A 25153-nucleotide genomic window follows, 5' to 3' on the forward strand; every position below is an offset into this window, starting at 1 on the left:
TTATAAGAATAATTGTCGAACATTAAAATTTTTAATGTAGTTCATCGATTATTTTAACAATTCATCGATTATATAGAGGTTCTCAAAACCCTAATAAATTCTAGCTCGTAGATGTATCTATCTTTGCCGCGGTTCTAAAAGTTCTATGCCAGCATAACAAATTGATAGAAAACATTTAACATGAAAAAAACTTTACTTTTACTTTTCTTTTTATTGCCTTTTTTAACGTTTTCCCAAAATGTGGATTTAATCAAATGGGATGCAGCAACACAAAATGACTACAAAAAACCAACGGTTATTAATCCAAGTGTCGCTTCATCATATTTAAGCTCATCTGAAAATCCTTCTGAAATAAAGGTTGAATATATCAGCGGCTGGGAAGCGGAACCATTCTTTCTATGCAGTGGCTGGCCAAATGGCCAACAAAATGAAGGAGAATATGATTCTACAAAGTATGTAGAATTTAAAATCACACCTAATTCGGCTAAGAAATTAGACTTATCTACCTTCAAATTGACATTTAGAAGCCAAGGAGGTGGTGCATCTGAAAAATTCACGATTCTATACTCGAAAGATCAAAAATTTCAGAAAGATGTAAAAGTTTTAGTACCAGAAAGAACAAGTGTTGACAACTGGACAACAATAGAACCAACTTTTTCAGAGGAAATCAATCCTGTTTTGCCAGGACAAATCGTGTATGTACGCCTATATGTTTACAGTTCATATAATAATTTTCATATCAAAACTGGAACAACAAATACTTCAACAACGATTACTGGAGCAATTTCAGACTTTGATCCAAACAAAATCTTGGCCATCAACGATTATGTGAAAGCTATAAAAAATGTAGCTCAAAATATTTCGCCATTAGACAATGATGTAAAAAAAGAAAATGTTACTTCAATTGTACTTTCTTCACTTCCTCCAGCTTCACAAGGAACAGTAACGGTTAATCCTGATAAAACTATAACGTTTAATCCTGCTAATAATTTTACAGGAATATCTTCTTTCAAATACATCATAAAAGATGCTTCAAATCTTTCATCAGAAGCAAAAATACAAGTAACTGTTGGAGAAGACACACCTGAAAATCTAGTAATTTGGTATGGGCGAAATACATCAAACAGATACGACTCAACCGTACTATCGCCTTATATTACTTCAGACGACATTAAAAACTATGGCAATATATCTTTAGGCTATAACAATAATGAAGACGCATTAAATCCGTTTTTTCAAACTGGGAATTGGACAAGTAGTGAAAACGTTAACAATACTCAATATCTAGAATTTAAAATAAAAGCAGACGATAAGCATCGCGTAAATTTAAGCAGTTTTAATCTTGTAGTTAGAAGCCAAGGCGGCAATAATCAAAAATTAAGAATTGATTATTCTACAAATTCAGCATTCACCAATACTAAATCATTACTAGCAGAAACAAGATTTGGTGACGCTTGGACAACTATTAGTGCTCCATTTAGTTCAGATTTAAATTATCTGACACCAGATCAAACCCTGTATATACGCCTATATGTTTATAATACAAACAATGCCTTTCACTTTAGAACCAAATTAAACATTAAAGGAAGTATAAAAGACCCTAATGTATTTGCAGCTTATAGTGATTTTGCGACAATACCATCCAATCAAAACATTTCAATTCCTGTTTTGGCTAATGATGTAGTAGGAAACACTCCTGTACAAAGTATTACAGTTACTCAGCCTACTTCTGGAGGAACAGTAGCTATAAATGGTACAAACATTACGTTCACACCTACTGCAGGTTTTGTTGGAATATCGAATTTTACTTATACCATTTCTAATGGAACGCTATACTCATCTGCAACAGTTAGTGTTGACGTTACCGCTGCTCCTTGCACGCCAACTGGAGATCAAACCGCTTTTGGGTCTGATGAATGGATTGGATATGTTTATAAAATGGCGGATAATGCAAACATGCCCCCAAATGTTTCATATCCAGCATTACCAAATACCAATATTGCAACTTATATCGGAACTGTAACTGAAAGCAAAAACTTTGATAGAAATGTTGGAGGAGGCGCTGTTGCTGGTGCAACTACAAATATTCCGTGTGTCGATGCTCCTGTAGATCGTTTCTTTGTGAGATACCAAATGCTGGCAACTATTACCGAAGCTGGTGTATACAGTTTTGACCTTGGAAGTGATGATGGAGTAAGACTTTATATCGATGATGTAGCAACACCTATAATTACAAGATGGAACGGCCACGGATATACAACGGACTATGCTACGCAAAATTTAAGCGTTGGCAAACATAAATTTGTTCTTGAATATTACGAAGATGGAGGAGATGCAAGAGTATCTTTCTTCTATGGTATGCAAAAAGGAAACCCTACTGAATATGGAAATAAAGTATGGAATGTATACGGCTATGTTAACAATGATATCACATTAAGCAATGTAAGATACGCTGGTTATTATGTTGACCCTAATTTAAATCCTGATTCAGCAAATTTTTGGCCAAAAGATAAATCTCCATCTTCTGCAACAATCTGGCAAGGTTCTCAAATCCCAGACAACAACTTTACAATCGTTTACAAACGTAAAGGGTTTGATTGTGGGCTATATCAATTACGACATGTAAATCATGATGATGCTTATGAACTTTACATTGATGATGTATTGATCTCTTCCGAAAATGGTTGGAATAATGCATCGTATATAATTAATGGCGGACAACTATACCCTTTAAACAGTAATTCTAGAGTAGAAATACGTTTAAGAGAAGATGGCGGCGATGCAAATCTTGCAATTAACTTTACTAAAACTGATGTTATTTATGACGGAACTGGTACTATTCAGGATGGAAGCAGTTTAGTTATCAATAAAGATACTACTTTAAATTCTGACATTAATGTTTGTTCTTGTACCGTTAATCCAAATATTACGTTAACGGTTCCAAAAAATGTTACTTTAACGGTTGATGAAAACATAAACGTAGGAGCAGGAGGAAAATTACTTGTACAATCTGGTGGATCATTATTACAAACTTCTACTAGTAAAAATTTGTTTACCGGAAGCATGACGTCTTTTGAAATACAGAGAACAACCAATATTAATCGCTTTGATTTGACCTATTGGTCATCACCTGTAGACAATCCAAATTTTAAAATGAATACCTTATCTCCAGAAACTTTAGCCGATAAATATTTTTACTGGACTTCTGATTTCAAATGGGCAACCAACATGTATGGAACAATGCCGATGGAGGTTGGAAAAGGTTACAGCATTAGAGGGCCACAGTCTTTTGACAGTCTAATTCGTACTGACTTTACTGGAAAATTCTATGGAGTACCAAACAATGGAGATGTTCCAATTTCAACTACAGTTGACAAATACCATCTTATTGGAAATCCTTATCCATCTGCTATTGATGGGCGCCAATTTATTAGAGACAATGGAAATGTTGGGCCACTATATTTCTGGACACACGTTTCGCCTCCAAAAAAAGAAAATGGCAGCAATACATACAGATACAGTAGCCCTGATTATGCAGTATTAACATTATTTGGATCAACAAAAGCTACAACTGGAGGAGAAGCTCCCGATGGTTATATTGGCGTGGGACAAGGATTCCTTGTAAAACCAAACGTAAACTCTCTTGTATTTAACAATGGTCAGCGTGTGAAAGCAAATAACACACAGTTCTTCAAAACCACAGCAAAAGAAACTGCAATTGAAGTAAACCGTTTATGGTTAAATTTAAGCAATGACGAAGATGGATACAAACAAATGCTAATAGGATATGCAGAAGGCGCAACAAACGGCTTCGATTATAGCTATGATGCTACCACCCTTGGAGCCAATACTTACATTGATTTCTATAGTATAAACGAAACGAAGAAACTTACAATTCAGGCAAGAGCTTTACCTTTTGATAATACAGAAATAATTCCTCTTGGTTATAAAGCAACATCAGAAAGTCAACTTACAATCTCGATAGATCACGCAGATGGATTTTTCAACAAACAAGCTGTTTATCTAGAAGATAAAACTACCGGTATTACAACGGACCTACGTTCTTCTAATTATACTTTCAAAACTGCTATCGGAACTTTTGCAGATCGTTTTGTATTGCGTTACACAAGTAAAACATTAGGTACAGATGATTTTGAAAATGTAGCTGATGGAGTTTTAGTTGCTGTTAAATCAAAAGTAATAAATATAACTAGTGGCATCGAAAACATTAAAGAAGTGCAAATCTTTACAATCGGAGGGCAATCAATTTTCAGCAAAAATAAAATTGAAACAAAAGAACTACAGATTGCTAACTTATTTTCTAGCAACCAAGTTTTATTAGTGAAAGTGATACTTGAAAATAATCATACAGTCACAAAGAAAATCATATTTAATTAATACAAAAACCCATCTTTTTGAGATGGGTTTCTTGTTTTTATTCTTTTCTAAAGCAACGTAAAATCTTTTTATAATTAGAAAATAAAATCTCTAACCAATTCTAGAACTTCATTAATTTCTTCTTTTGAATTGTAACTATGAAGACAAAAACGAAGACGTTCTTGACCTTCTGGAACAATTGGAGAAAGAATAGCCTGCACATCAAATCCTTTGTTTTGTAGTTTCTCCAACAACTCTTTTACATTTTCATTTCCAGGAACAATGGCTGAATGTATGGGAGATTTACTATGGACAAACATAGGTTTTAATCCCAGTAAATTCTTTTGCTGATTGAAAAACACGATATTCTGACGAAGCCTTTCAATGGCTTCTTTTTCATTTTCCAGCTGCTGATATGCCATAAAAATTGTTGCAACAGCATGAGGCGATAAAGCTGTTGTATAAATAAAACTTCTGGCAAAATTGATTAGGCATTCTCTAAGGGCAATGCTTCCTAAAATTGCCGCCCCTTGACATCCTAAACCTTTTCCAAAAGTTACAATTCGAGCAAAAAATTTATTGTGCAATTGCAGATATTGAGTCAAACCTTCGCCTTTTTCTCCGAAGACTCCCAAAGCATGAGCTTCATCAACAATCAAATAGCAATTGTATTTTTCAGAAAGCTGTATCAACTCCTCCAAATTTGGGCAATCTCCATCCATAGAAAAAACTGTTTCAGTCACAATGTAAATTGTGGCATCTGAAAATTTAAGAATATACTGCTCCAAATCTTCAAAATCATTATGGATAAAACGGTATGATTTGGCTTTAGACATGGCAATTCCATCTTTTATTGAAGCATGACATAATTCATCATACAAAACAACATCATTTTCTTGCGGTATAGCGCTAAAAAAACCAAAATTGGCATCGTAGCCCGAATTGAAAATTAAAGCCGCTTCTTCCTCATGAAATTCTGCTATAAAACTTTCTGCAATTTGATAAAGAGAGTGGTTTCCTGAAATCAATCTTGAACCTGTAGATCCATTTTGAAAAATCTCATTTTCTAACAAATAAGCATGAGTATGCTTGTAAATAGTTTCTGATTTAGAAAATCCTATGTAATCGTTAGAAGAGAAATCGATTAGATTATTGAACGCAGGTAATTTTCTAAACAGACCGTCCTGTTTACAATTTTCAATTTTGAGATTAAGGTTTTCTGGCAATTCCATAAAAACAAAGTTAGGCAATTCATTTTAGAATAAAACAAACAGCGAGTTGCTAGAACCCGCTGTCTTTCTAAATTTAAACCACACTAATAAAAGGTGATTCCCTACTGTAATTTGATTCGACCATCTCTTTTACTAAAAACTTCGAAATATCCAATGCTGTAATTTTGTCTCCCAAACAATCTTCAAGATCAACAGAGATCTCAGAACTATCGTCGGAAAAAACAATTAACGGAACTCGAACTTGCGTCCAATCTACTTTGCTTTCAACCAACAGATTATACGTAAATTGTCGGTCTTTCTGAATTTCAGGAAAATTAGTTTTCATCCACTCGGTTGCCATCGTTGTTTTTGGACTTTTTTTATCGAAAGGAGTATCAACATTTAATCCGACCAACAAAACATATCTCCGAATTCCATAATTATTCATGGCACTCAAAACGTTCTTTGTTGTCTGACTTGCAACCAAAGGCTCTCCCGGACGTTGACCAATAGTACTTAAAACTGCTTGACAATCTTTGAGTAATAAGTTTATCGATTCTTCATCAATAGCATCGCCTTTAATGATTTCAATTTTTGAATTTTGAATAATAAAATTGTCTGGATTTCTTAGTAGAAGTTTTACACTAAATCCATTTTCTAATAACTGGTTTACAAGATATTTTCCAGTTCTTCCGCCACCGCCTAGAACGGCAACTTTTGATATATTTTTCATATACACTCTTTATAAAATTTGACATAAATAAGTTATACTCCATCATGCAAGATGAAGCAAAAGCGCAAAAACTTACTGAGTTTTTACAATTGATCAAATATTTTATAAAGAGATTTTGATAGTTCAAAAATAAGAAAATAAAAAAAGCCAGACAAAACTGTCTGGCTTTAAGCTTATTTTGAAATTGTCTTAGTCAACTAATACAATTATCTTATTGTTTTTCATTTCGATTGTTCCTGACTTAATCCCTAAAGTATAAGTTTGGTCATTCACTCTCGTAAATTTATCAGCAACCTCTTTAGAAAAATTGAAGCTTGAAGCTACAATTTTAATTGTTCCTTCTTCTAAAATAGAAACAATTGGCGCGTGATGATTCAAAATCTGAAAGCTTCCATTAACTCCTGGCAATGTAACAGATGTTACCTCTCCTGAAAATAATTTCGCTTCTGGTGATACTATTTCTAAAATCATATTTTTTTAGTTTACAGTCTCAGTTTACAGTCTCAGTACTGCATACTGCGACAGAATACTGAAAACTAGATTATGCTTCAGCCAACATTTTCTCTCCAGCCTCGATTGCATCTTGAATAGAACCTTTCAAGTTGAAAGCAGCTTCTGGAAGGTGATCTAACTCACCATCGATGATCATGTTAAATCCTTTGATAGTATCTTTAATATCAACTAATACACCTGGGATACCTGTAAATTGCTCTGCTACGTGGAATGGCTGAGACAAGAAACGTTGTACACGACGTGCTCTTGATACTGCAAGTTTATCTTCTTCAGATAACTCTTCCATACCAAGAATCGCGATGATATCTTGAAGTTGTTTGTATTTTTGAAGAATTTCTTTTACTCTTTGTGCACAGTCGTAGTGCTCATTTCCTAAAATTTGCGGAGTTAAGATTCTAGAAGTAGAATCTAACGGGTCAACCGCAGGGTAGATACCTAACTCAGCAATTTTACGAGACAATACAGTTGTTGCATCTAAGTGCGCGAAAGTTGTAGCCGGCGCCGGGTCAGTTAAGTCATCCGCAGGAACGTAAACCGCTTGTACAGATGTAATAGATCCTTTGTTTGTAGATGTAATACGCTCTTGCATAGCACCCATCTCTGTTGCCAAAGTTGGTTGGTAACCTACTGCAGATGGCATACGACCTAAAAGTGCCGATACCTCAGAACCTGCTTGAGTAAAACGGAAGATATTATCAACGAAGAACAATACATCTTTACCTTGATCAGATCCAGCTCCATCACGGAAATACTCAGCGATAGATAATCCTGAAAGTGCCACACGTGCACGAGCTCCAGGTGGCTCATTCATTTGTCCGAAAACGAAAGTAGCTTTAGACTCTCTCATTCCTGGCATATCTACTTTAGATAAATCCCATCCTCCATTTTCCATAGAGTGCATGAAATCATCACCGTATTTAATAATTCCTGACTCTAACATCTCACGAAGTAAGTCATTTCCTTCACGTGTTCTTTCACCTACTCCAGCGAATACTGAAAGTCCACCGTGACCTTTTGCAATATTATTGATCAACTCCTGAATCAATACTGTTTTACCAACACCAGCACCACCAAACAATCCAATTTTACCTCCTTTTGCGTAAGGCTCGATCAAATCGATTACTTTGATACCTGTAAATAAAACTTCAGATGAAGTTGACAATTCATCAAATCTTGGAGCAGGTCTGTGAATTGGCAGACCGTTCTCTCCAGTTTTTGGCAATTCGCCTAAACCATCAATGGCATCTCCAACAACATTAAATAATCTTCCATATACATCTGGACCGATTGGCATTTGGATTGGATTTCCAGTTCCAACTACTTCATATCCTCTACTTAAACCGTCTGTTGAATCCATAGAAATGGTACGAACAGTGTTTTCTCCAATATGAGATTGTACTTCTAGAACTAAAATAGTTCCGTCTTTTTTAGTGATTTCTAGTGAATCATAAATTTTTGGAAGTTCAACATCTTTACCGTTGAAAACTACGTCTACTACTGGTCCAATGATTTGAGCAACTTTTCCTATTACTTTTGACATTACTTATGTATTTATTAAATAGCTATTTAGGTTTATCGAAAATACCTCTTTTTTCAGAGCGCAAAGATAATTTTTTAAAATATAAAATCAATTTTTTTTTCATAAAAAATAGCATGATTTTGTTTGATTCATAAAACTTGTCTAAAAAATAACAAAAACAGCATTTTTTTTACCAAAATAAAAAACCGCTTCATTGTTAAAAATGAGCGGTTTTTTAATATTTTATCTCACAATATTATGGAAGCGTTGACGGATATTGAATTGGATAAATCCCTAAATCAACATGACGTAGTGTCGAACCATATTGTGCATTGATAGCATCAATAAAGATATTTGCAATTAAGCCATAACCTCTTGCACTTGGATGCACACCATCTAGAGAAAAAGCCCCACCGGTTGCAAAAGAAGAACTCATTGTGAAATTTCCAAATCTAATTCCTCCATTAGCTAATTGCGTCATCGTTGCTCTTGTATCCACAAACGCAAGACCTTTTTCTTTTGCGACAGCTTCGATTGTTACGTTATAAGCATCTGTAGCTTTTTTAATCTCTGCAATTTCGGTCGGAATCAACACATGCTTATCTTGCAAAGGATAAGATATTCCGAATGCATTTAATGGAGCTGGAGGAGCAATACCAATTCCAGAATTAGCAGCTGTCGGCGCAGTACCAATATCAGGTCTAGTTGTCAATACAACTAAATCTGTAGCTTTAGCTTGTCTCGCTTGTCCGAAAACCGCACCATAAAAAGCCGCGTTCTGCGCTCCTAATGTTGGAGTAAATGCCGCTGTTAGTTGCACTCTCAAATCTGTTAAACTTTCATCTTTTATTAATAAAGGGCTTGCGCCAGTTTCAGAAAGCAAATTAATTCTGTCTCCTGCATTAAAAGCCGTCAAGGCTTGTTTTAGCGGACCATATAATTGCGCATTAAGCGCTTTTATTGAAGCCACACCTACAGCTTCATTATTTTTCCCTATTACTTTAGCCGTAAGCGGATTATAAGGAACTGTGGTAAAGTGAGGCAAAGTAGTAATGTATGGCAAATTTGCTACGACACCTTTTGCTCCTTTTGCCGTTAGAGCAGTAGCCAAATTACTATACACACTAGCAAATACCGCTGGATCTGTAATATCATTTGATCCATAAGCAGCCGGATTAGGATTTCCTGTTTGATCTTTTCCTGTTCCTCCAGAAGTCGCATACGCCAAAACATCATTACCACCAATGAACAAAGAAAAGAAAGTTGGATCTTGCGAAACAGCATCACCTAAAACCGTAGCTGTAGCTGTACTTGAAAATCTTGCATAATATGGATTTGCCAAACCGGCAGCCACGCCAGCAACATTACCATAACCAGCCGCTAATAAATGGTAACTTTTAGCACCAGGAACTCCTAAATTATTAAATGTTCCCGTAAGATGAGCCGTAACTTCTGTAGTTGGTTTCCCTACCACATTTGTCGGAGTCTGAGTTTCTCCAACAAAATACAAACGAGTTCCTGCTATTACATTTCCTCCCAAAAGCAAACCCCCAATATTATCATTCATAAGCGGTTGCGTAAAAGCTCCTCCTCCTGCAGCCACAAATTGCTGCGCCAAAATATTTGGATATGAATTCTCTTGCCCTTTCTTAAACAAAGCATTATCGCTATAACCTGCCGCAAAAGAATCACCAAGCGCTATATATTTTGTAAAAACCGCAGAACCTGGAACCACTGGAACTTCTATAGGAGCATTATTATCATCATTATTACAAGCTGCCATAAAGGATAAAGAAACCAATAACAGCATTTTTATATTTTTTTTCATAATTAGTACTTTTAAATTATCACCTCTTCACTTTCACAAATAACTTCAGAGAAGCTATATCAATTCTACATAAATAATTATTACGGATTGATTGTCCATGATGCAAACCACATTTGACCAATCATACCTGCTCCAATAACCTGAAGATAATCTTTTCCGAAAAGATTTGTTGCGCCAACTTTAACAACCGATTTCCATTTTGGAATCGCATAATTTACTTGAGCATCTAGAACAGTATTTTCTGGAATCATACCATCTCCGAAAGAAGACTCCCATAAGTACTCAGAATTCCATCTTACGTTTACATTAAAACCTAAATTTTTAATCACTTTTGCATTCCCTAAAGAAGCTTTAATTCTATGTTTTGGGGTATTAAAACCAGCAACGAAATCTGGATCATCCTGCTGATCGAAATTAAATTGAGCATAATTATAATTTACACCAACTTCGAAATCCTTATATACTTTTTTAGACAATCCTGCTCCAAAACCAAAAGATGATATCTGAGCAGTTGTATTCGTATAAACCTGATACACTCTTCTATCACCAAACGCAAGAGCTTGATACGTCTGCTGTACTGCAGGGTTTGTTGCATCTGTTCCAACTGTTCCGTAGTAAGGAGAAATAACTCTTGCAGTATTCATAAAATCATTATAAATATTATAATAAACATTCAAATCTACTGATAAGTCATTTTGAATTACGGTACGATATCCCGCCTCAAAAGCCTGAACTTGCTCTGGCTTTACCAAACCAATATCAGCTATTTGAAGATCACCAGGATTAGCTGAAGCAGCAAAAGCTTGAACTGAAGCTACAGTATAAGCATTATGATAAGCATTTTGACCTGACATATTGATAGTTGCTGGCTGCCCCGCTATTGCCTGACCTGCCGCACTTACATTTACTGTTTCTTGAAAACGATCTAAATTTTCTGGAGCGGAACCAATTAAAGCAAAAGGCCCTAAATCTAAACCAATATATTGATCTTGTGTAGTTGGGTTACGGAAACCTGTTTGATAAGACAATCTGAAATTATGATTTTTTGATGCTCCCGCAGAATAAACAAATGAAATTCTTGGCGAAACATTTCCATCAAAATTCTGGCTTTTATCATAACGCAATGATCCTGTAAATTTTAATCTGTCATCTAAGAATTTTTTCTGCAATTGAGCATAAGCACCATACTCTTTATATTCAATTGGCCCATCATAATCTGTGAAGATTGTTCCTTCAGAATTCATAACATATTTTCTCCATGAGCCTCCAACTTGAACTTCTGCCCATTTAATAACATCTCTAAAATTATAATTCACATCTGAGTGATATAATTTTGAGTGATCAATAAATTTAGCTCCTTGAGTCAAATCCGGATTTGCCACTACAGTTGCTAAGGCACTGTTAAATTGCGCGCTTCCTGGTTCAAATCTTGCAGAACCTGTCGGTTTTGGAATGAATGAAATCGCCGCAGGCAACACATTATAATCAGCAAAATTTCTTGCAATTGAAGCAGACTCATTTGCATTTGTCCCCATAACTGCCCCTGCATACTGATAAGCTGTAGCATAATTCGTAAACCATTCTTGATCTGATTTTGCTGCTCTGTTAACATTCCACGCAGCAAATCTCATGTCGTAAGAATCTCCAGCATCTTCACTTGTAAAATAAACTCTTGCGAAAAAGTTCTTGCTTTTCACTTCAAATTTACCTTGCTGCATTAAGAAATCTTTCAAAGCATATCTATTTGCTCCCTGATAAATTGTACTTCCTGTTCCTATTTTATATTGCAAAATAAATTCAGTGTCATCGGCCCAAGGTTTAATATGCGCGCTGAAATCTGCTTTCATACTTTTAACTTTGTTATCTGTTAAGTCTTGCTCACGATAACCCGTTCTACTAACTTGTCCAACATTAGGAATAAAAGTCGTTACCTCGTCTCCATAAATATTCAACCCATCATAATTTTGATTTACCGCGTGACTTTCACCTCCACTAGTCATACTTCTTTTATCAGAAGCAATCCACTCACTTGCTTCCATGTAAGTAAAATTAGCTTTCATTGCAAAATGTTTTGTAAAAGCTTTCGCTGCTCTAATTCCAAAATCATTATAATCATTTGTACCAGCTGCATCCTGACTTGTTTGTCCGTATTTATAATAAACGCTAATTCCTTCATTAGTAAAAGGACTTTTACTAGTCATAAACATAATCCCGTTAAAAGCATTTGCACCATATAATGCAGAAGAAGCACCTGGCAACAACTCAACACTAGCCACGTCAATATCCGATACCCCAATAAGATTTCCTAAGACAAAATTCAAGGCAGGAGAAGAATTATCCATTCCATCGACTAACTGCATGAAACGAGTATTAGCTACCGTTGCAAAACCACGAGTATTTATAGACTTGAAAGAGATACTGCTCGTATTGAAGTTTACCTCTTTCAAATTTTCCAAACCATCATAAAAAGTTGCGGCAGTTGTATTTTTAATTTCCTGAATCCCCATACGCTCAATTGTAACTGGAGACTCAATTACGCGTTCTGGAGTTCTCGAAGCAGAAACTACAATTTCATCCAGTTTAGTTTCTTCATCTTTTAAAATCACATTTACTTTTTGATTCGCTGCTGTTACATTTATCGTTTTTGATTCAAATCCTACAGCAGAAACCTTAATAGAAAAAGGCGGCTTGGAATTCGTAGTCAATTTAAACGATCCGTCGAAATCAGTAGAAGATCCAGTGTTTTCTCCAACAACAACAACATTGGCACCAGGAATAGATTGCTTGTTACCATCTGTAACCGAACCTGTAATTGTATTCTGCGCAAAAGACATTCCGCTGAATAGCAACATAATTAGCAAGTAGACTCTCATTTTGGGTTAGTTTTTCGTTAGTATATATAGCCAAAATAAGAAATATTTTAATATGTATAAAAAAACGTTAAATAAAATTAATATTTATCATCATTTTTTACAATATTTTAACTATTTAATAATTCAATTTATTAAAATAAAAACAAAGAAAACGAGAAGAAAAATCAAAATACTATGCGTACATATAAATTATCGTCAAAAAATTGAAAATTTCATAAAAATACATATCTGTAAAAAAATTATTGGCAATAAAAAAAAGCGAGACGTAAATCTCGCTTTTTTAACATATTTATATTTCGAAAAAATAAACTATTCTACCGTAACCGATTTTGCTAAGTTACGTGGTTGATCTACATTACAACCTCTCATTACAGCAATGTAGTAAGAAAGTAATTGCAAAGGAATTGTTGTAACCAATGGCGACAATGCATCTGAAGTTTCTGGAATTTCAATTACATAATCTGCCAATTCACGAACTTGAATATCTCCTTTTGTAACTACAGCAATAATTTTACCGCTTCTTGATTTAATTTCCTGAATATTACTTACAATTTTGTCATAATGCCCTTGTTTAGGAGCAATAACAATAACCGGCATAAATTCGTCAATTAAAGCAATCGGACCATGCTTCATTTCTGCTGCAGGATAACCTTCAGCATGAATATATGAAATCTCTTTTAATTTCAATGCCCCTTCTAAAGCAACAGGGAAATTGTATCCTCTACCTAAATAAAGACAGTTTGGCGCATCTTTAAAAGCAGCAGCAATTTCTTTAGCTCTAGCATCAGTTTCTAATGCTTCAGCCACTTTCTCAGGAATAATTTCTAATTCTTGAAGGTAAGTATGGAAATCTGTATTTGATAACGTTCCTTTTGCTTTTCCTAAACGTAAAGCAATCATCGTTAAAACTGTAATTTGAGTAGTAAATGCTTTTGTAGAAGCTACCCCAATTTCAGGTCCTGCGTGTGTGTAAGCACCTGCATGGCTTTCTCTAGAAATAGAAGAACCAACTACGTTACAAACTCCAAACACAAAAGCTCCGTTTTCTTTGGCCAATTTAATAGCCGCCATTGTATCTGCAGTTTCACCAGATTGCGAAATAGCGATAACTACATCATCTTTATTGATAATTGGATTTCTGTATCTAAACTCAGAAGCATATTCTACCTCTACAGGAATACGGGTAAATTCCTCAAAGATATATTCTGCTACTAAACCTGCGTGCCAAGAAGTTCCACAAGCAATAATTAGAATTCTTTTTGCATTTAAGAATTTCTCCAGATTATCTTCAACACCAGCCATCTGAACAATTCCTTCATTCGCATGAAGTCTTCCTCTGTAAGTATCTTTAATTACACTTGGCTGTTCGTAGATTTCTTTAAGCATGAAATGATCATACCCTCCTTTTTCAATCTGCTCCAAATTCATTTGAAGTTCTTGAATATAAGGATCTACTAAAGAGTCATCTTTAATTTTTCTAATTTTGATTGACTTATGCAATCTGATATTTGCCATCTCGCCATCTTCTAAATAAACTGCATTAGAAGTGTACTCAATAAATGGAGAAGCATCAGAAGCAATAAAATATTCACCTTCTCCAACTCCAATTGCTAACGGACTTCCTAATCTCGCCGCTACAATTTCGTTTGGATTTTTTCTGTCAAAAACAGCGATCGCATACGCACCAACAACTTGGTTTAATGCAACCTGAACGGCTTTACCTAATTTAAGATTTTCTTTCTTTTGAACTTCTTCTATTAAATTAACTAAAACCTCAGTATCTGTATCCGATTTAAAAGTGTAACCTCTTTTGATAAGCTCTTCTTTCAAAGGCGCATAATTCTCAATAATTCCGTTATGGATTATTGCTAAATCTCCAGAATTAGAAAGATGAGGATGCGAATTCACGTCATTTGGAACCCCGTGTGTTGCCCAACGCGTGTGCCCAATTCCAATATTTCCGTTTATTGTAAAACCTTCATTGGCTTTAGCTTCAAGATCAGAAACTTTACCTTTTGTTTTACAAACTTTAATGCCCGACTCTTCGTCATACAACATAACGCCGGCGCTATCATATCCTCTGTACTCAAGACGCTTTAATCCTTTTATTACAATAGGATAGGCATCTCGGTGACCGATATATCCAACAATTCCACACATATATATTTATTAATTTGGTTTCGTGTAGTAAACCTCAAGTTTCAATCTTTTATCTTCCGGAACAGAAGCTTTTCCGCCATAAATAATTGTACCTAAAGGATTCATAACTGATGTTCTAGGCACCGCAGATATAATCTCATTTTTATTCTTCAACGCATTAAAAGCAAGCATTGCTGAGTTTTGAGAAACAACCAGCCCTAAATCAACATTTTTTGCCGTCGCATCTTTTATCAGATTACGAATATGGCCTGTAATTCTAATTTTATAACTTTTTCCTCTTTTATCAGAACCAACAGTAATTAACCCTCCATAAGTTGAAGAAGCGTCTGTAGAATAATCAACCAAAACAACATTATTTGTCAAGTCATACAAATAAACTCTGTTTGGCTCTTGCGTATCCTTCATTTTTTCAGCATCAATATTAAACACCAAATTAGCTTCATTAACCTTCCATCCTTTAACAACAGCATTACTTCTCATTTCATCCAATTGGTCCGGAACTCCATTAGCACCAGTTACAGGCTCACCAATAGAATTATAACTCAATACATCAGTCGGGTCAAAAAGTTTTACAACTGCTAGAGACCCTTGCCCCCCTTTTAAATAAAGCTTTTCGTCCCCTTCTGTTTTATTAACATTAGTAGTTATGGCACTTAAATAATCAGGATTTCTTACGTCATCAAGAAAATTTCCTGTGCTTGTTGTGGCCGCAGCAACTCCTTTCAAATTCAAAACAAGACTTTTAGCCTCCGTAGTTTCTGGAGCATCTGTTGTCAATGCTGTTTTAGCCCTGTATTTAATTGTAATTTTTCCTTCGGCAAAATTCAACAATGCCATATTACTAGGATTAGATCCAGATTTTTCAACACCAAAATACAAGCCTCTAAAATATTCTTGAAAAAGATCTTCAGTAGAAAGCTTTGATGCTGCCGCATTTAAAATTTTATCTTGAAAAAACTTAGTATCAAGATGCAAAACCATCTGAGGAGCTGTTCTTTCAGTACTAATTTTTACACCTTTATCATCAAGTGAATCTTTTCTGATTTCACTCGCATCAAAGTAGAATTGTTCGTTCTCTATCTTATTCCCTAATTTATCTGTAGTTTCTGAATTATTAAGCAACTGTTTATTTGCGATAGCAAAAAAGTCCTGATTCTGATCTGTATAATAAAATTGTGGCAATTGAGTCCCTCCGCTATAATAGCTGGTTCTCATTTGCATTCCAGATTCATAAACACTAAGCTTTAATTTATAATTAATCCCTTTCCCTCCATAGATAGAATCTAACTCATAAGTACTGTCGCCATTTGCATCGGTTACTTTATTTTTAACAAAGTACGGAATAGTAAGCACAGCACTCTCAATTACAGGAGACTCTCCAATTGTTGGAGAATAAATAACAAGTCCTACCTGAGTAACAAAATTTGCAGTTGTAGTTCCAAAAAGTGGATTTTCAAAAATACCAAGAGCATTTGGCGTCATACCACTTGACTGAATAGGAGTAACTTCTTGATTATATGCTAAAACATCATAATTTTCAGATTCAAGACCAAAATGATCATCACCAACCAAACCTTCACCAATCGCATTAAAATCTTTGTCACAAGAATATAAAAATACAGCCATTACAGCTAAAAGAGTTTTCTTAATAAAAGAAGTTCTATACATGTCTAATAATAAAATTAAAATTTAAAGTCCAAATGTTCTGTAGAAATTTGTATAAGCATCCGCAAATCCATCTTTCCCGGCGAAAGGTAAAAAAGGTTTTCCTGAAGATTCTATAAATTTTGTTAAACTTGGAGAAACATTTTCTGAAGCAATAATCACACCATCAGAATGTAAAATACTAGCTTTTAAAACATTCTCGTAATTTGGCACTTCTAAATCTGACACCGCATCATGAGGAACACCATCAAATTTAACTTTATTTATCATTTCTAAATCTAAGTTTTCATCAAACGATTGTCCGTAAACAGAAGTAATGATTTTAGTCTCAGAAAACAATGCTTCATGTTTATAATAATGCTTCATATAAATAGGAAGCATTGCAGCAAGCCAGCCGTGAACATGTATAATATCTGGAACCCAGTTTAATTTTTTTACAGTCTCAACAACCCCTTTTGCAAAGAAAATTGCTCTTTCGTCATTATCTGGATATAAAGCACCTTCTTCATCTGTAAAAGTTGCTTTACGTTTGAAATATTCATCATTATCAATAAAATAAACCTGAATTCTTTCTTTAGGAATCGATGCTACTTTGATAATCAATGGCATATCTAAGTCATTCACTACCAAATTCATCCCTGAAAGTCTTATCACTTCATGCAATTGATGTCTTCTCTCATTTATATTTCCGTATCTAGGCATGAAAATTCTTATCTGACCGCCTTGGTCATTAATCATTTTCGGAACGTCATAAGACATTAAAGAAACCTCATTTTCAGCCAAGTAAGGCACGACTTCAGATGATACATATAATATCCTCTTATCTTTCATAATAGTATTTTACTTAATTTTGGTAATAAAAACGTCGCAAAATTACAAAATTTTATGCAGTTTATAACTAATATATTATGTTTGCATAAATTTTAATAATACCTCAATGCATATTTTCTACAGTAAAGCAGCGTTGATAGCCTATCTTAAAACTATCAAAACCGCAAATTCAACTATCGGATTTGTACCAACAATGGGGGCTTTACACCAAGGCCATTTGGCTTTAATGCAGCGTTCGCTAAAAGAAAACAATGATACCGTAGTAAGTATTTTTGTCAATCCAACTCAATTTAACAACGCTGAAGATTTAGCAAAATATCCTAGAACACTAGAAGAGGATACTAAGAAAATGCGTACATTAAGTGATAAAATCATTTTATACGCCCCTTCTGTCGAAGATATTTATGAAGGAAATACCGTTTCACAGACTTTTGACTTTGACGGATTAGAAAACCAGATGGAAGGAAAATTCAGACCTGGTCACTTTAATGGTGTTGGAACAATTGTGAAACGACTTTTTGAAATCGTAACTCCAACAAATGCTTATTTTGGAGAAAAAGATTTTCAGCAACTTCAAATTGTTAAAAAACTAGTTGAAAAAACAGGATTGCCTGTAAATGTTGTTGGCTGTCCAATTTTTAGAGAAGAAAACGAGCTTGCCATGAGTTCGCGAAATGAACGCTTGACTTCTGAAGAAAGAAAAGACGCTTCAATTATTTACAAAACTTTGACGGAGGCAAAAGAGATTTTCCAAAATCAAAGTCCGCAAGAAACAATCGAGTTTGTAGAAAATTCTTTCAAAGACAACAAAGAATTCGAACTAGAGTATTTTGTTATTGCTGACGAATCAACACTTTTATCTATCGATCAGAAAGAGAATGATAAAAAATATCGTGCATTTATAGCGGTATTTGTTAATTCTATAAGACTGATTGACACCATTTCATTTAATTAATCTAACTTTGCAGCATGCAAATTCAAGTTATAAAATCAAAAATTCATCGAGTTAAAGTAACCGGAGCCGATTTAAATTATATTGGCAGTATTACTATTGATGAAACTCTACTAGAAGCTTCAAACATTATTGAAGGCGAAAAAGTATCTATTGTTAACATTAATAATGGCGAGCGTTTTGAAACTTACGCTATTAAAGGTGAAAAAAATTCAGGACAAATTACTTTAAATGGTCCTGCAGCTAGAAAAGTGCAAAAAGATGACATCATCATTATCATTTCTTATGCTACATTGGATTTTGAAGAAGCAAAAACCTTCAAACCATGGATTATTTTCCCGAATGAAAATGACAATTCTTTAACCTAAGACTTTCTCTTTCTTACCGAATTTACCTACTTTGTCAAAAGCCGATTTTGCACAAAAAGTTCTTCTTTTGTCTTAATCTAAAAAGATTTTGACGCTAAAATACTCTGCTTCAAATTTTAAGCTACTTAACAAAGAAGCAAATAAAATAGTATATTGCTACACTATTTTCAATACTTTTTTAATTTACTGAAATGCCACAAATCATGAAAAAAGTTTACCTACTATTTTTATTAATTTCGTTTTCTTCGTTTGCCCAAAAAACGTTCGATAACATTAAATCAGAAAAACTAGGAGAAGAGCGTAGAATTACGATCGGACTTCCAGCTTCTTACGAAGCCAACAAAGACAAAAAATATCCAGTTCTCTATTTATTGGATGGCGATTATTTATTTGATCCTTTTTCTGGAGCTGTAAATTATGCGACTTATTGGGATGATATTCCAGAAATGATTATCATCGGAATTCATCAAAATAAAGATGGAGAACGTTATGATGATTCAACGATCGATCAGAATGAAGGGCTTCCTTTTGAAAAAGGAGCAAAATTTTTCGAATTTATCGGAGCTGAATTAATTCCATATATTGAAAAAAAATACCGCACCTCGCCTTTCAGACTTATTGCAGGTCACGATATAACAGCAAGTTTTGCCAATTTTTATTTGTATAAAGAATTTCCGCTTTTTAATGCTTACATCTGTTTAAGCCCGGAGCTTGCCCCAAAAATGGAAGTGCGTATTGCAGAGAAATTTGCTAAAATAAAAAGCCCAATATTCTATTATCTTTCTGCTGGAGAAGGTGATATCAAAAAAATTAAAGAGCCAATAGATAAATTAAACAGTAATATTAAAATTGCTAATAATCCGTTAGTAAATTATAAATATGATGTATTTAAAGGCGCAACACATTATACAGAAGTATTGCATTCTATACCAAGTGCATTGTACAATATTTTTGAAGTATACAGACCTATAAATTCTGCCGAATACAACGACAAAATTGCGGTTCTTGAAACAGGTTATGCAGAATATTTAGAAAAAAAATACGCTGCAATGTCTGAAATTTTAGGAGTTCAAATTCCTGTTCGAATGAGCGATTTTAAAGTAATGGAAAATCTTATTCTAAAAAGAAACGCCTACGATGAGTTAGGAAAAATGGCTGAAATTGGAAACGTAAATTATCCAAAAGCTATGTTAGGAGAATATGAATTAGGTTTGATGTACGAAAAAATGGGCGATCCTAAACATGCTTCAAAAAAATACCAAAACGCTTCGCAAATGGAGCCAATTGGCGATTTGAACAAAGACATGATGTATGAGAAAATTGACGAAATGAATACACTTGCTAAAAAAAGTAAATAATGTCAAAAGTTAAAACTTCCTTTTTCTGCCAAAACTGCGGAACCCAATATCCTAAATGGCAAGGGCAATGCAACGCGTGCAAAGAATGGAATACGATTGCCGAAGAAATAATTCAAAAACAAGACAAGGTTGCTTGGAAAAGCGAATCTGCTCCAACAAGCAAAGCTCCAAGACCTCTAAAAATTAACGAAATTGATTCTGCTCAAGAAGTTCGCATGGACACAACTGACAGCGAATTAAATCGTGTTTTAGGCGGCGGACTTGTTCCTGGATCTTTAACTCTTTTGGGCGGCGAGCCCGGCATCGGAAAAAGTACACTTTTACTTCAAGTTTCTCTAAAATTACCTTATAAAACATTGTATGTTTCGGGCGAGGAAAGTCAGAAACAAATAAAAATGCGTGCAGAAAGAATTACACCAAACAGTGACAACTGTTATATTCTTACTGAAACCAAAACGCAAAATATTTTCAAACAAATTGAAACGATTCAGCCTGAAGTGGTCATTATTGACTCTATTCAGACTTTGCATACGGATTATATTGAATCTACCGCTGGAAGTATTTCTCAGATTCGCGAAACCACAGCAGAATTGATCAAATTTGCTAAAGAAAGTAATATTCCTGTTATCTTGATTGGTCATATTACGAAAGACGGAAACATTGCTGGTCCAAAAATTCTGGAACACATGGTGGATACTGTTCTTCAGTTTGAAGGCGACAGAAATCATATTTACCGAATTTTACGTTCGCTAAAAAACCGTTTCGGATCAACAGCCGAACTTGGTATTTACGAAATGTTGGGCAGCGGATTACGAGAAGTTAGCAATCCTTCAGAAATCCTCATTTCGCATAAAGACGAAGAGCTTTCAGGAACGGCAATTGCCACAACTCTCGAAGGAATGCGTCCGTTGATGATTGAAATCCAATCTTTGGTTAGTACCGCAGTTTACGGAACTCCACAAAGAAGTACGACAGGATACAATGCCAAACGACTAAACATGATTTTGGCTGTTTTAGAAAAAAGAGCTGGATTTCGTTTAGGCGCAAAAGACGTGTTCTTGAATGTTACTGGGGGAATTTCTGTTGATGATCCTGCAATTGACTTGGCGGTTGTTGCTGCAATTTTATCTTCAAACGAAGATATTCCAGTTGGAAAAGGATTCTGCTTTGCAGGTGAAGTTGGACTTTCTGGCGAAATTCGTCCTGTGAATCGTGTAGACCAACGCATTCAAGAAGCTGAAAAACTAGGTTTTGATACTATTTTTGTTTCTAAATACAACAAGATTGCTTTAAAAAATACTGGAATTAAGATTGAACTTGTAGCAAAAATTGAAGATGTTGCAAGCATACTATTTGGCTGATTTTATTTTAGCCACGAATTACACAAATTTGCACGAATTTTTATTTTTTAATGAATTTTATTCGCCCGAAGCTTAATTCGAGAAATTAGTGTAATTCGTGGCAAAAAAAACTTAACTCTATGAATTTTCCAAAACAAAAAATATACAAAGCGCTAAAAATACTAGGAATAGTTATCATATTGCTTTGCATCGGACTTTACTATTTTCGTGACTCCCTTTTAAAACAAGCCATTGCAAAAGTTACACACAAAATGGCAGTGCAATACCAAAGTAACTTTTCTGTAAAATCGGCAACATTTGACGGCTTATCGACCATAAAATTGACAGATGTTGTTTTGGCGCCAATAAATGCTGATACGCTTTGCAAAATTAAAAACATAGAAACCAGCATCAGTTTAAGCAGTTTATTAATTGGGGATGTCCAGGTTGGAACTTTAAAAATTGACAACGGCTATATTCAATTAGTTAAAAAAGGCAAAAAACGAAATTTTGATGCTTTTCTAAGAAGAGATCGCGAAGAAACCGAATCAAACGAAAAACGCAAATATGCTGCTTTTGCTTATAGAATTATTTCTAAAGTATTGAATTTGGTTCCGACCGATATGGATTTGAAAAACTTTCAATTCAAAATCAATGACAACGGGAAAGAAGCTTTTATTGACGTAGACAAATTAGTTTTAAACAACAAACAACTTGAAACCAATCTTCACGTTCAAGCAAAAGATTTTGATCAGCGTTGGAATATTAAAGGATTTGCTGATCCTAGAAATAAAAAAGCTGACATTCGTTTTTTCAACCTAGATACTGGCGCCATTCGTGTTCCGTATTTGGATCAGCGTTACAACTTAAAAGCAAGTTTTGATTCTATTCGATTGAATGTTCAAAACATTGACAAAAGTGGAAGCGAACTTCATATCGACGGTTATACTTCGATCGCCAATCTTACAATCAATCACCCAAAAATCGCGAGCAAAGATGTGGTCATAAAAAATGCCCGTTTTGATTACCGTTTTTTATTGGGAGATAGTTTCATCTCTATTGACAGTTCTTCAACAATGCAGTTGAACAAGATTAAAGTTCGTCCTTACATTTCTTACGATACGGAGAAAGACACGATTTATACTTTGAAAATGGATATTCCAAAAATGAATGCGCAAGATTTTATCGTCTCGCTTCCAGACGGATTATTTACACATTTTCAAGGAATGCAGGCAACTGGAAAATTTGACTATAAATTGGATTTCAAATTCAATAAAAACAAACCAAACACACTTGTTTTTGACAGCAAATTAAACAAAGAAGATTTACGAATTACCAAATATGGCGAAGCTGATTTAAATAAATTAAATGGCGAATTTGTTTATCGCGCTATAATTCAAAATGTATTACAGCGACCAGTTTTAGTTGGAACAGGAAACCCAAATTATACTCCGTTGGATCAAATTTCTCCTTATTTGAGAAAATCGGTTTTAACAACAGAAGATCCATCTTTCTTTTCGCATCGCGGATTTATAAACGAAGCTTTCAAACAATCGATTCTAAAAAATATTAGAACCAAAAAATTCTCTCGCGGCGCAAGTACCATCAGCATGCAGTTGATTAAGAATGTCTTTTTAACTCGTGAAAAAACGCTTTCGCGAAAGCTCGAAGAAATCTTATTAGTTTACATTCTAGAAAACAACCGAATTGTAAGCAAAGAAAGAATGTTGGAAGTTTATTTCAACATTATAGAATGGGGGCCAAACGTATACGGAATTGGCGAAGCGAGTCACTTTTATTTCCAAAAAAGTCCTTCGGCTTTAAATGTGGATGAATGTTTATACTTGGCGACGATTATTCCGAAACCAAGAAAATTCATGTATCAGTTTAACGATCAAGGTAATTTGAAAGATTACGCCATAAAAAACCAAACGTTCTTAAAGAATTTGATGTTTAGAAGAGGACTTTTGGTTCCTGAAGATACGATTGGATTATTGCCTGTTTACATTTCAGGAAATGCGCGTTCATTAATTCGCATTAAAGCTCCGGATTCTACTTTAGTTAAAAAGGATTCTTTAGCTATTGATGATGAATTTGATTTATAATATTCTGCCACAAAGAAACTAAGACGCAAAGTCTATTTAAATAACAGAGCCGCAAAGCATTTATAAAAATACTTTGCGGCTCTTCGACTTTGTGAGATTAATAAAACCTTCGTGCCTTAGTGTCTTCGTGGCAAAAAATTATGGCGCTGGATCAGGAATTATAGCCTGAACAGCATCAATTTCTGCTAAGATTTGTTTAGAAAGAACCACATCAATTGTATCGATGTTTTCTTTTAATTGTTCTAAAGTTGTCGCACCAATAATGGCACTTGTCAAGAATGGTTGTTGCAAAACAAATCCCATTGCTAATTCAGTTAATGTTAAACCGTGTTTTTTAGCGATTTCCTGATATAATTTTGTCGCTTCGGTACATTGATCACTATTATATCGTTTGTATTGCGGAAAAAGGTTAATTCTTGCTTTCGGATGACTTTCTCCAGTTAAGAATTTCCCAGTCAAAACTCCGAAGGCTAAAGGCGAATATCCTAACAAACCAACATTCTCGTATTTTGAAACTTCTGCAGAGTTTACTTCAAACAAACGATTCAATAAAGAATACGGATTTTGAACGGTTTTAATTCTTGGCAAATCGTTGTATTTGCTTTCTTCTAAAAGACGCATCATTCCCCAAGCATTTTCATTAGAAACTCCAATGTGTTTGATTTTACCTTCTTTAATTAATCCGTCAAAAGTTTCCAAAATTTCTCTAAAGTTGTCTTCCCAAACATCATCATGACCGTGAAATGCGCGCGTTCCGAAATTATTCGTTTTTCTTTCTGGCCAGTGCATTTGATACAAATCGATATAATCTGTTTGCAATCTTTTCAAACTATTTTCAACCGCATATTTAATACTAGCAGGAGAAAAATCAAGCTTCTCACGCATATAACCAAAATTCGGATTTGGTCCAGCAATTTTAGATGCTAAAATAACTTTATCTCTATTTCCTGATTTCTTAAACCAAGTTCCAATAATTTTTTCTGTGCTTCCGTAAGTTGCTTCACTCGCAGGAACTGAATACATTTCGGCTGTATCGAAAAAATTCACTCCTCTTTCAAGAGCACAATCCATTTGTTCGTGTCCTTCTGCTTCTGTATTTTGCTGCCCGAAAGTCATCGTTCCAAGACAAATTTTACTAACTTTTATATCGGTGTTAGGTAATGTAGTGTATTTCATTTTTTTCTTTAGGTTCAAAGTTGCAAAGAAGCAAAGGTACAAAGTGATTTTTCAAATAGAAAAATGAGAAAGGTTAAAAAAAGTACAAGATTTTTTTATACCTCCTGCAAGGTTTTAGAAACCTTGTAGGTATTTGTAGTTTCA

At 34.6% G+C, this 25153-nt stretch carries 16 protein-coding genes; 6 read left to right on the plus strand and 10 right to left on the minus strand.

All coding sequences use genetic code 11. The features are described from left to right. Nucleotides 1-180 precede the first annotated feature (180 nt). Nucleotides 181-4398 (plus strand): Ig-like domain-containing protein, encoded by a 4218-nt coding sequence (locus QLQ96_RS04060; RefSeq protein ID WP_482494894.1) that lies wholly within the window; start codon nucleotides 181-183, stop codon nucleotides 4396-4398. A 74-nt stretch (nucleotides 4399-4472) separates the two neighbouring features. Here the strand turns inward: QLQ96_RS04060 and QLQ96_RS04065 are convergent, their stop codons facing one another. From QLQ96_RS04065 to QLQ96_RS04105, 9 genes are all read right to left on the minus strand, one after another. Further along, complete coding sequence (locus QLQ96_RS04065; protein WP_482494896.1) at nucleotides 4473-5609, minus strand: aminotransferase class I/II-fold pyridoxal phosphate-dependent enzyme; 1137 nt, start codon at nucleotides 5607-5609, stop codon at nucleotides 4473-4475. 73 nt (nucleotides 5610-5682) lie between these two features. After that, nucleotides 5683-6321, minus strand: coding sequence for an NAD(P)H-binding protein (locus QLQ96_RS04070; RefSeq protein ID WP_482494898.1), 639 nt, complete (start codon nucleotides 6319-6321; stop codon nucleotides 5683-5685). Between the two features lie 189 nt (nucleotides 6322-6510). Then, complete coding sequence (locus QLQ96_RS04075) at nucleotides 6511-6792, minus strand: FoF1 ATP synthase subunit delta/epsilon (protein WP_482494899.1); 282 nt, start codon at nucleotides 6790-6792, stop codon at nucleotides 6511-6513. 70 nt (nucleotides 6793-6862) lie between these two features. Beyond that, nucleotides 6863-8374, minus strand: a complete 1512-nt coding sequence (gene atpD, locus QLQ96_RS04080) for a F0F1 ATP synthase subunit beta (RefSeq protein ID WP_482494901.1) — start codon at nucleotides 8372-8374, stop codon at nucleotides 6863-6865. 235 nt (nucleotides 8375-8609) lie between these two features. Continuing rightward, nucleotides 8610-10181 carry a G-D-S-L family lipolytic protein gene (locus tag QLQ96_RS04085; RefSeq protein ID WP_482494903.1) on the minus strand — a complete coding sequence of 524 codons (1572 nt, stop codon included), beginning with the start codon at nucleotides 10179-10181 and terminating at the stop codon, nucleotides 8610-8612. An 80-nt stretch (nucleotides 10182-10261) separates the two neighbouring features. Beyond that, on the minus strand, nucleotides 10262-13054 hold the full coding sequence (locus QLQ96_RS04090; RefSeq protein ID WP_482494904.1) for a TonB-dependent receptor: 2793 nt from the start codon (nucleotides 13052-13054) through the stop codon (nucleotides 10262-10264). Nucleotides 13055-13363: 309 nt separating this feature from the next. Then, nucleotides 13364-15214, minus strand: coding sequence for a glutamine--fructose-6-phosphate transaminase (isomerizing) (gene glmS, locus QLQ96_RS04095; protein ID WP_482494906.1), 1851 nt, complete (start codon nucleotides 15212-15214; stop codon nucleotides 13364-13366). Between the two features lie 9 nt (nucleotides 15215-15223). Further along, nucleotides 15224-16882, minus strand: a complete 1659-nt coding sequence (gene bamH / locus QLQ96_RS04100) for a BamH family beta-barrel-assembly machinery protein (protein WP_482494907.1) — start codon at nucleotides 16880-16882, stop codon at nucleotides 15224-15226. A gap of 21 nt (nucleotides 16883-16903) precedes the next feature. Next, a complete protein-coding gene (locus tag QLQ96_RS04105; RefSeq protein WP_482494909.1) occupies nucleotides 16904-17710 on the minus strand; it encodes a glycogen/starch synthase in 807 nt (268 codons plus the stop codon). A gap of 106 nt (nucleotides 17711-17816) precedes the next feature. Here QLQ96_RS04105 and panC point away from each other — a divergent pair, with 106 nt between their 5' ends. The 5 genes from panC (at nucleotide 17817) to QLQ96_RS04130 (ending at nucleotide 23833) form a co-directional block, all read left to right on the plus strand. Beyond that, on the plus strand, nucleotides 17817-18665 hold the full coding sequence (gene panC / locus QLQ96_RS04110; RefSeq protein WP_482494911.1) for a pantoate--beta-alanine ligase: 849 nt from the start codon (nucleotides 17817-17819) through the stop codon (nucleotides 18663-18665). Between the two features lie 14 nt (nucleotides 18666-18679). Further along, nucleotides 18680-19030: an aspartate 1-decarboxylase gene (gene panD / locus QLQ96_RS04115; protein WP_482494913.1), complete on the plus strand. Its 351-nt coding sequence runs from the start codon at nucleotides 18680-18682 to the stop codon at nucleotides 19028-19030. A 203-nt stretch (nucleotides 19031-19233) separates the two neighbouring features. Continuing rightward, a complete protein-coding gene (locus tag QLQ96_RS04120; protein WP_482494915.1) occupies nucleotides 19234-20388 on the plus strand; it encodes an alpha/beta hydrolase in 1155 nt (384 codons plus the stop codon). Further along, nucleotides 20388-21749, plus strand: a complete 1362-nt coding sequence (radA, locus tag QLQ96_RS04125; RefSeq protein ID WP_482494917.1) for a DNA repair protein RadA — start codon at nucleotides 20388-20390, stop codon at nucleotides 21747-21749. The genes QLQ96_RS04120 and radA overlap by 1 nt, the downstream gene beginning before the upstream one ends. Nucleotides 21750-21868: 119 nt before the next feature. Further along, on the plus strand, nucleotides 21869-23833 hold the full coding sequence (locus QLQ96_RS04130; RefSeq protein ID WP_482494919.1) for a transglycosylase domain-containing protein: 1965 nt from the start codon (nucleotides 21869-21871) through the stop codon (nucleotides 23831-23833). 138 nt (nucleotides 23834-23971) lie between these two features. Here QLQ96_RS04130 and QLQ96_RS04135 read toward each other — a convergent pair whose 3' ends face one another. Further along, the gene (locus QLQ96_RS04135; protein ID WP_482494921.1) at nucleotides 23972-25009 is read right to left on the minus strand and encodes an aldo/keto reductase; all 1038 of its coding nucleotides are present in this window, start codon (nucleotides 25007-25009) and stop codon (nucleotides 23972-23974) included. Nucleotides 25010-25153 lie beyond the last annotated feature (144 nt).

The organism is Flavobacterium sp. B167r (assembly GCF_056824315.1).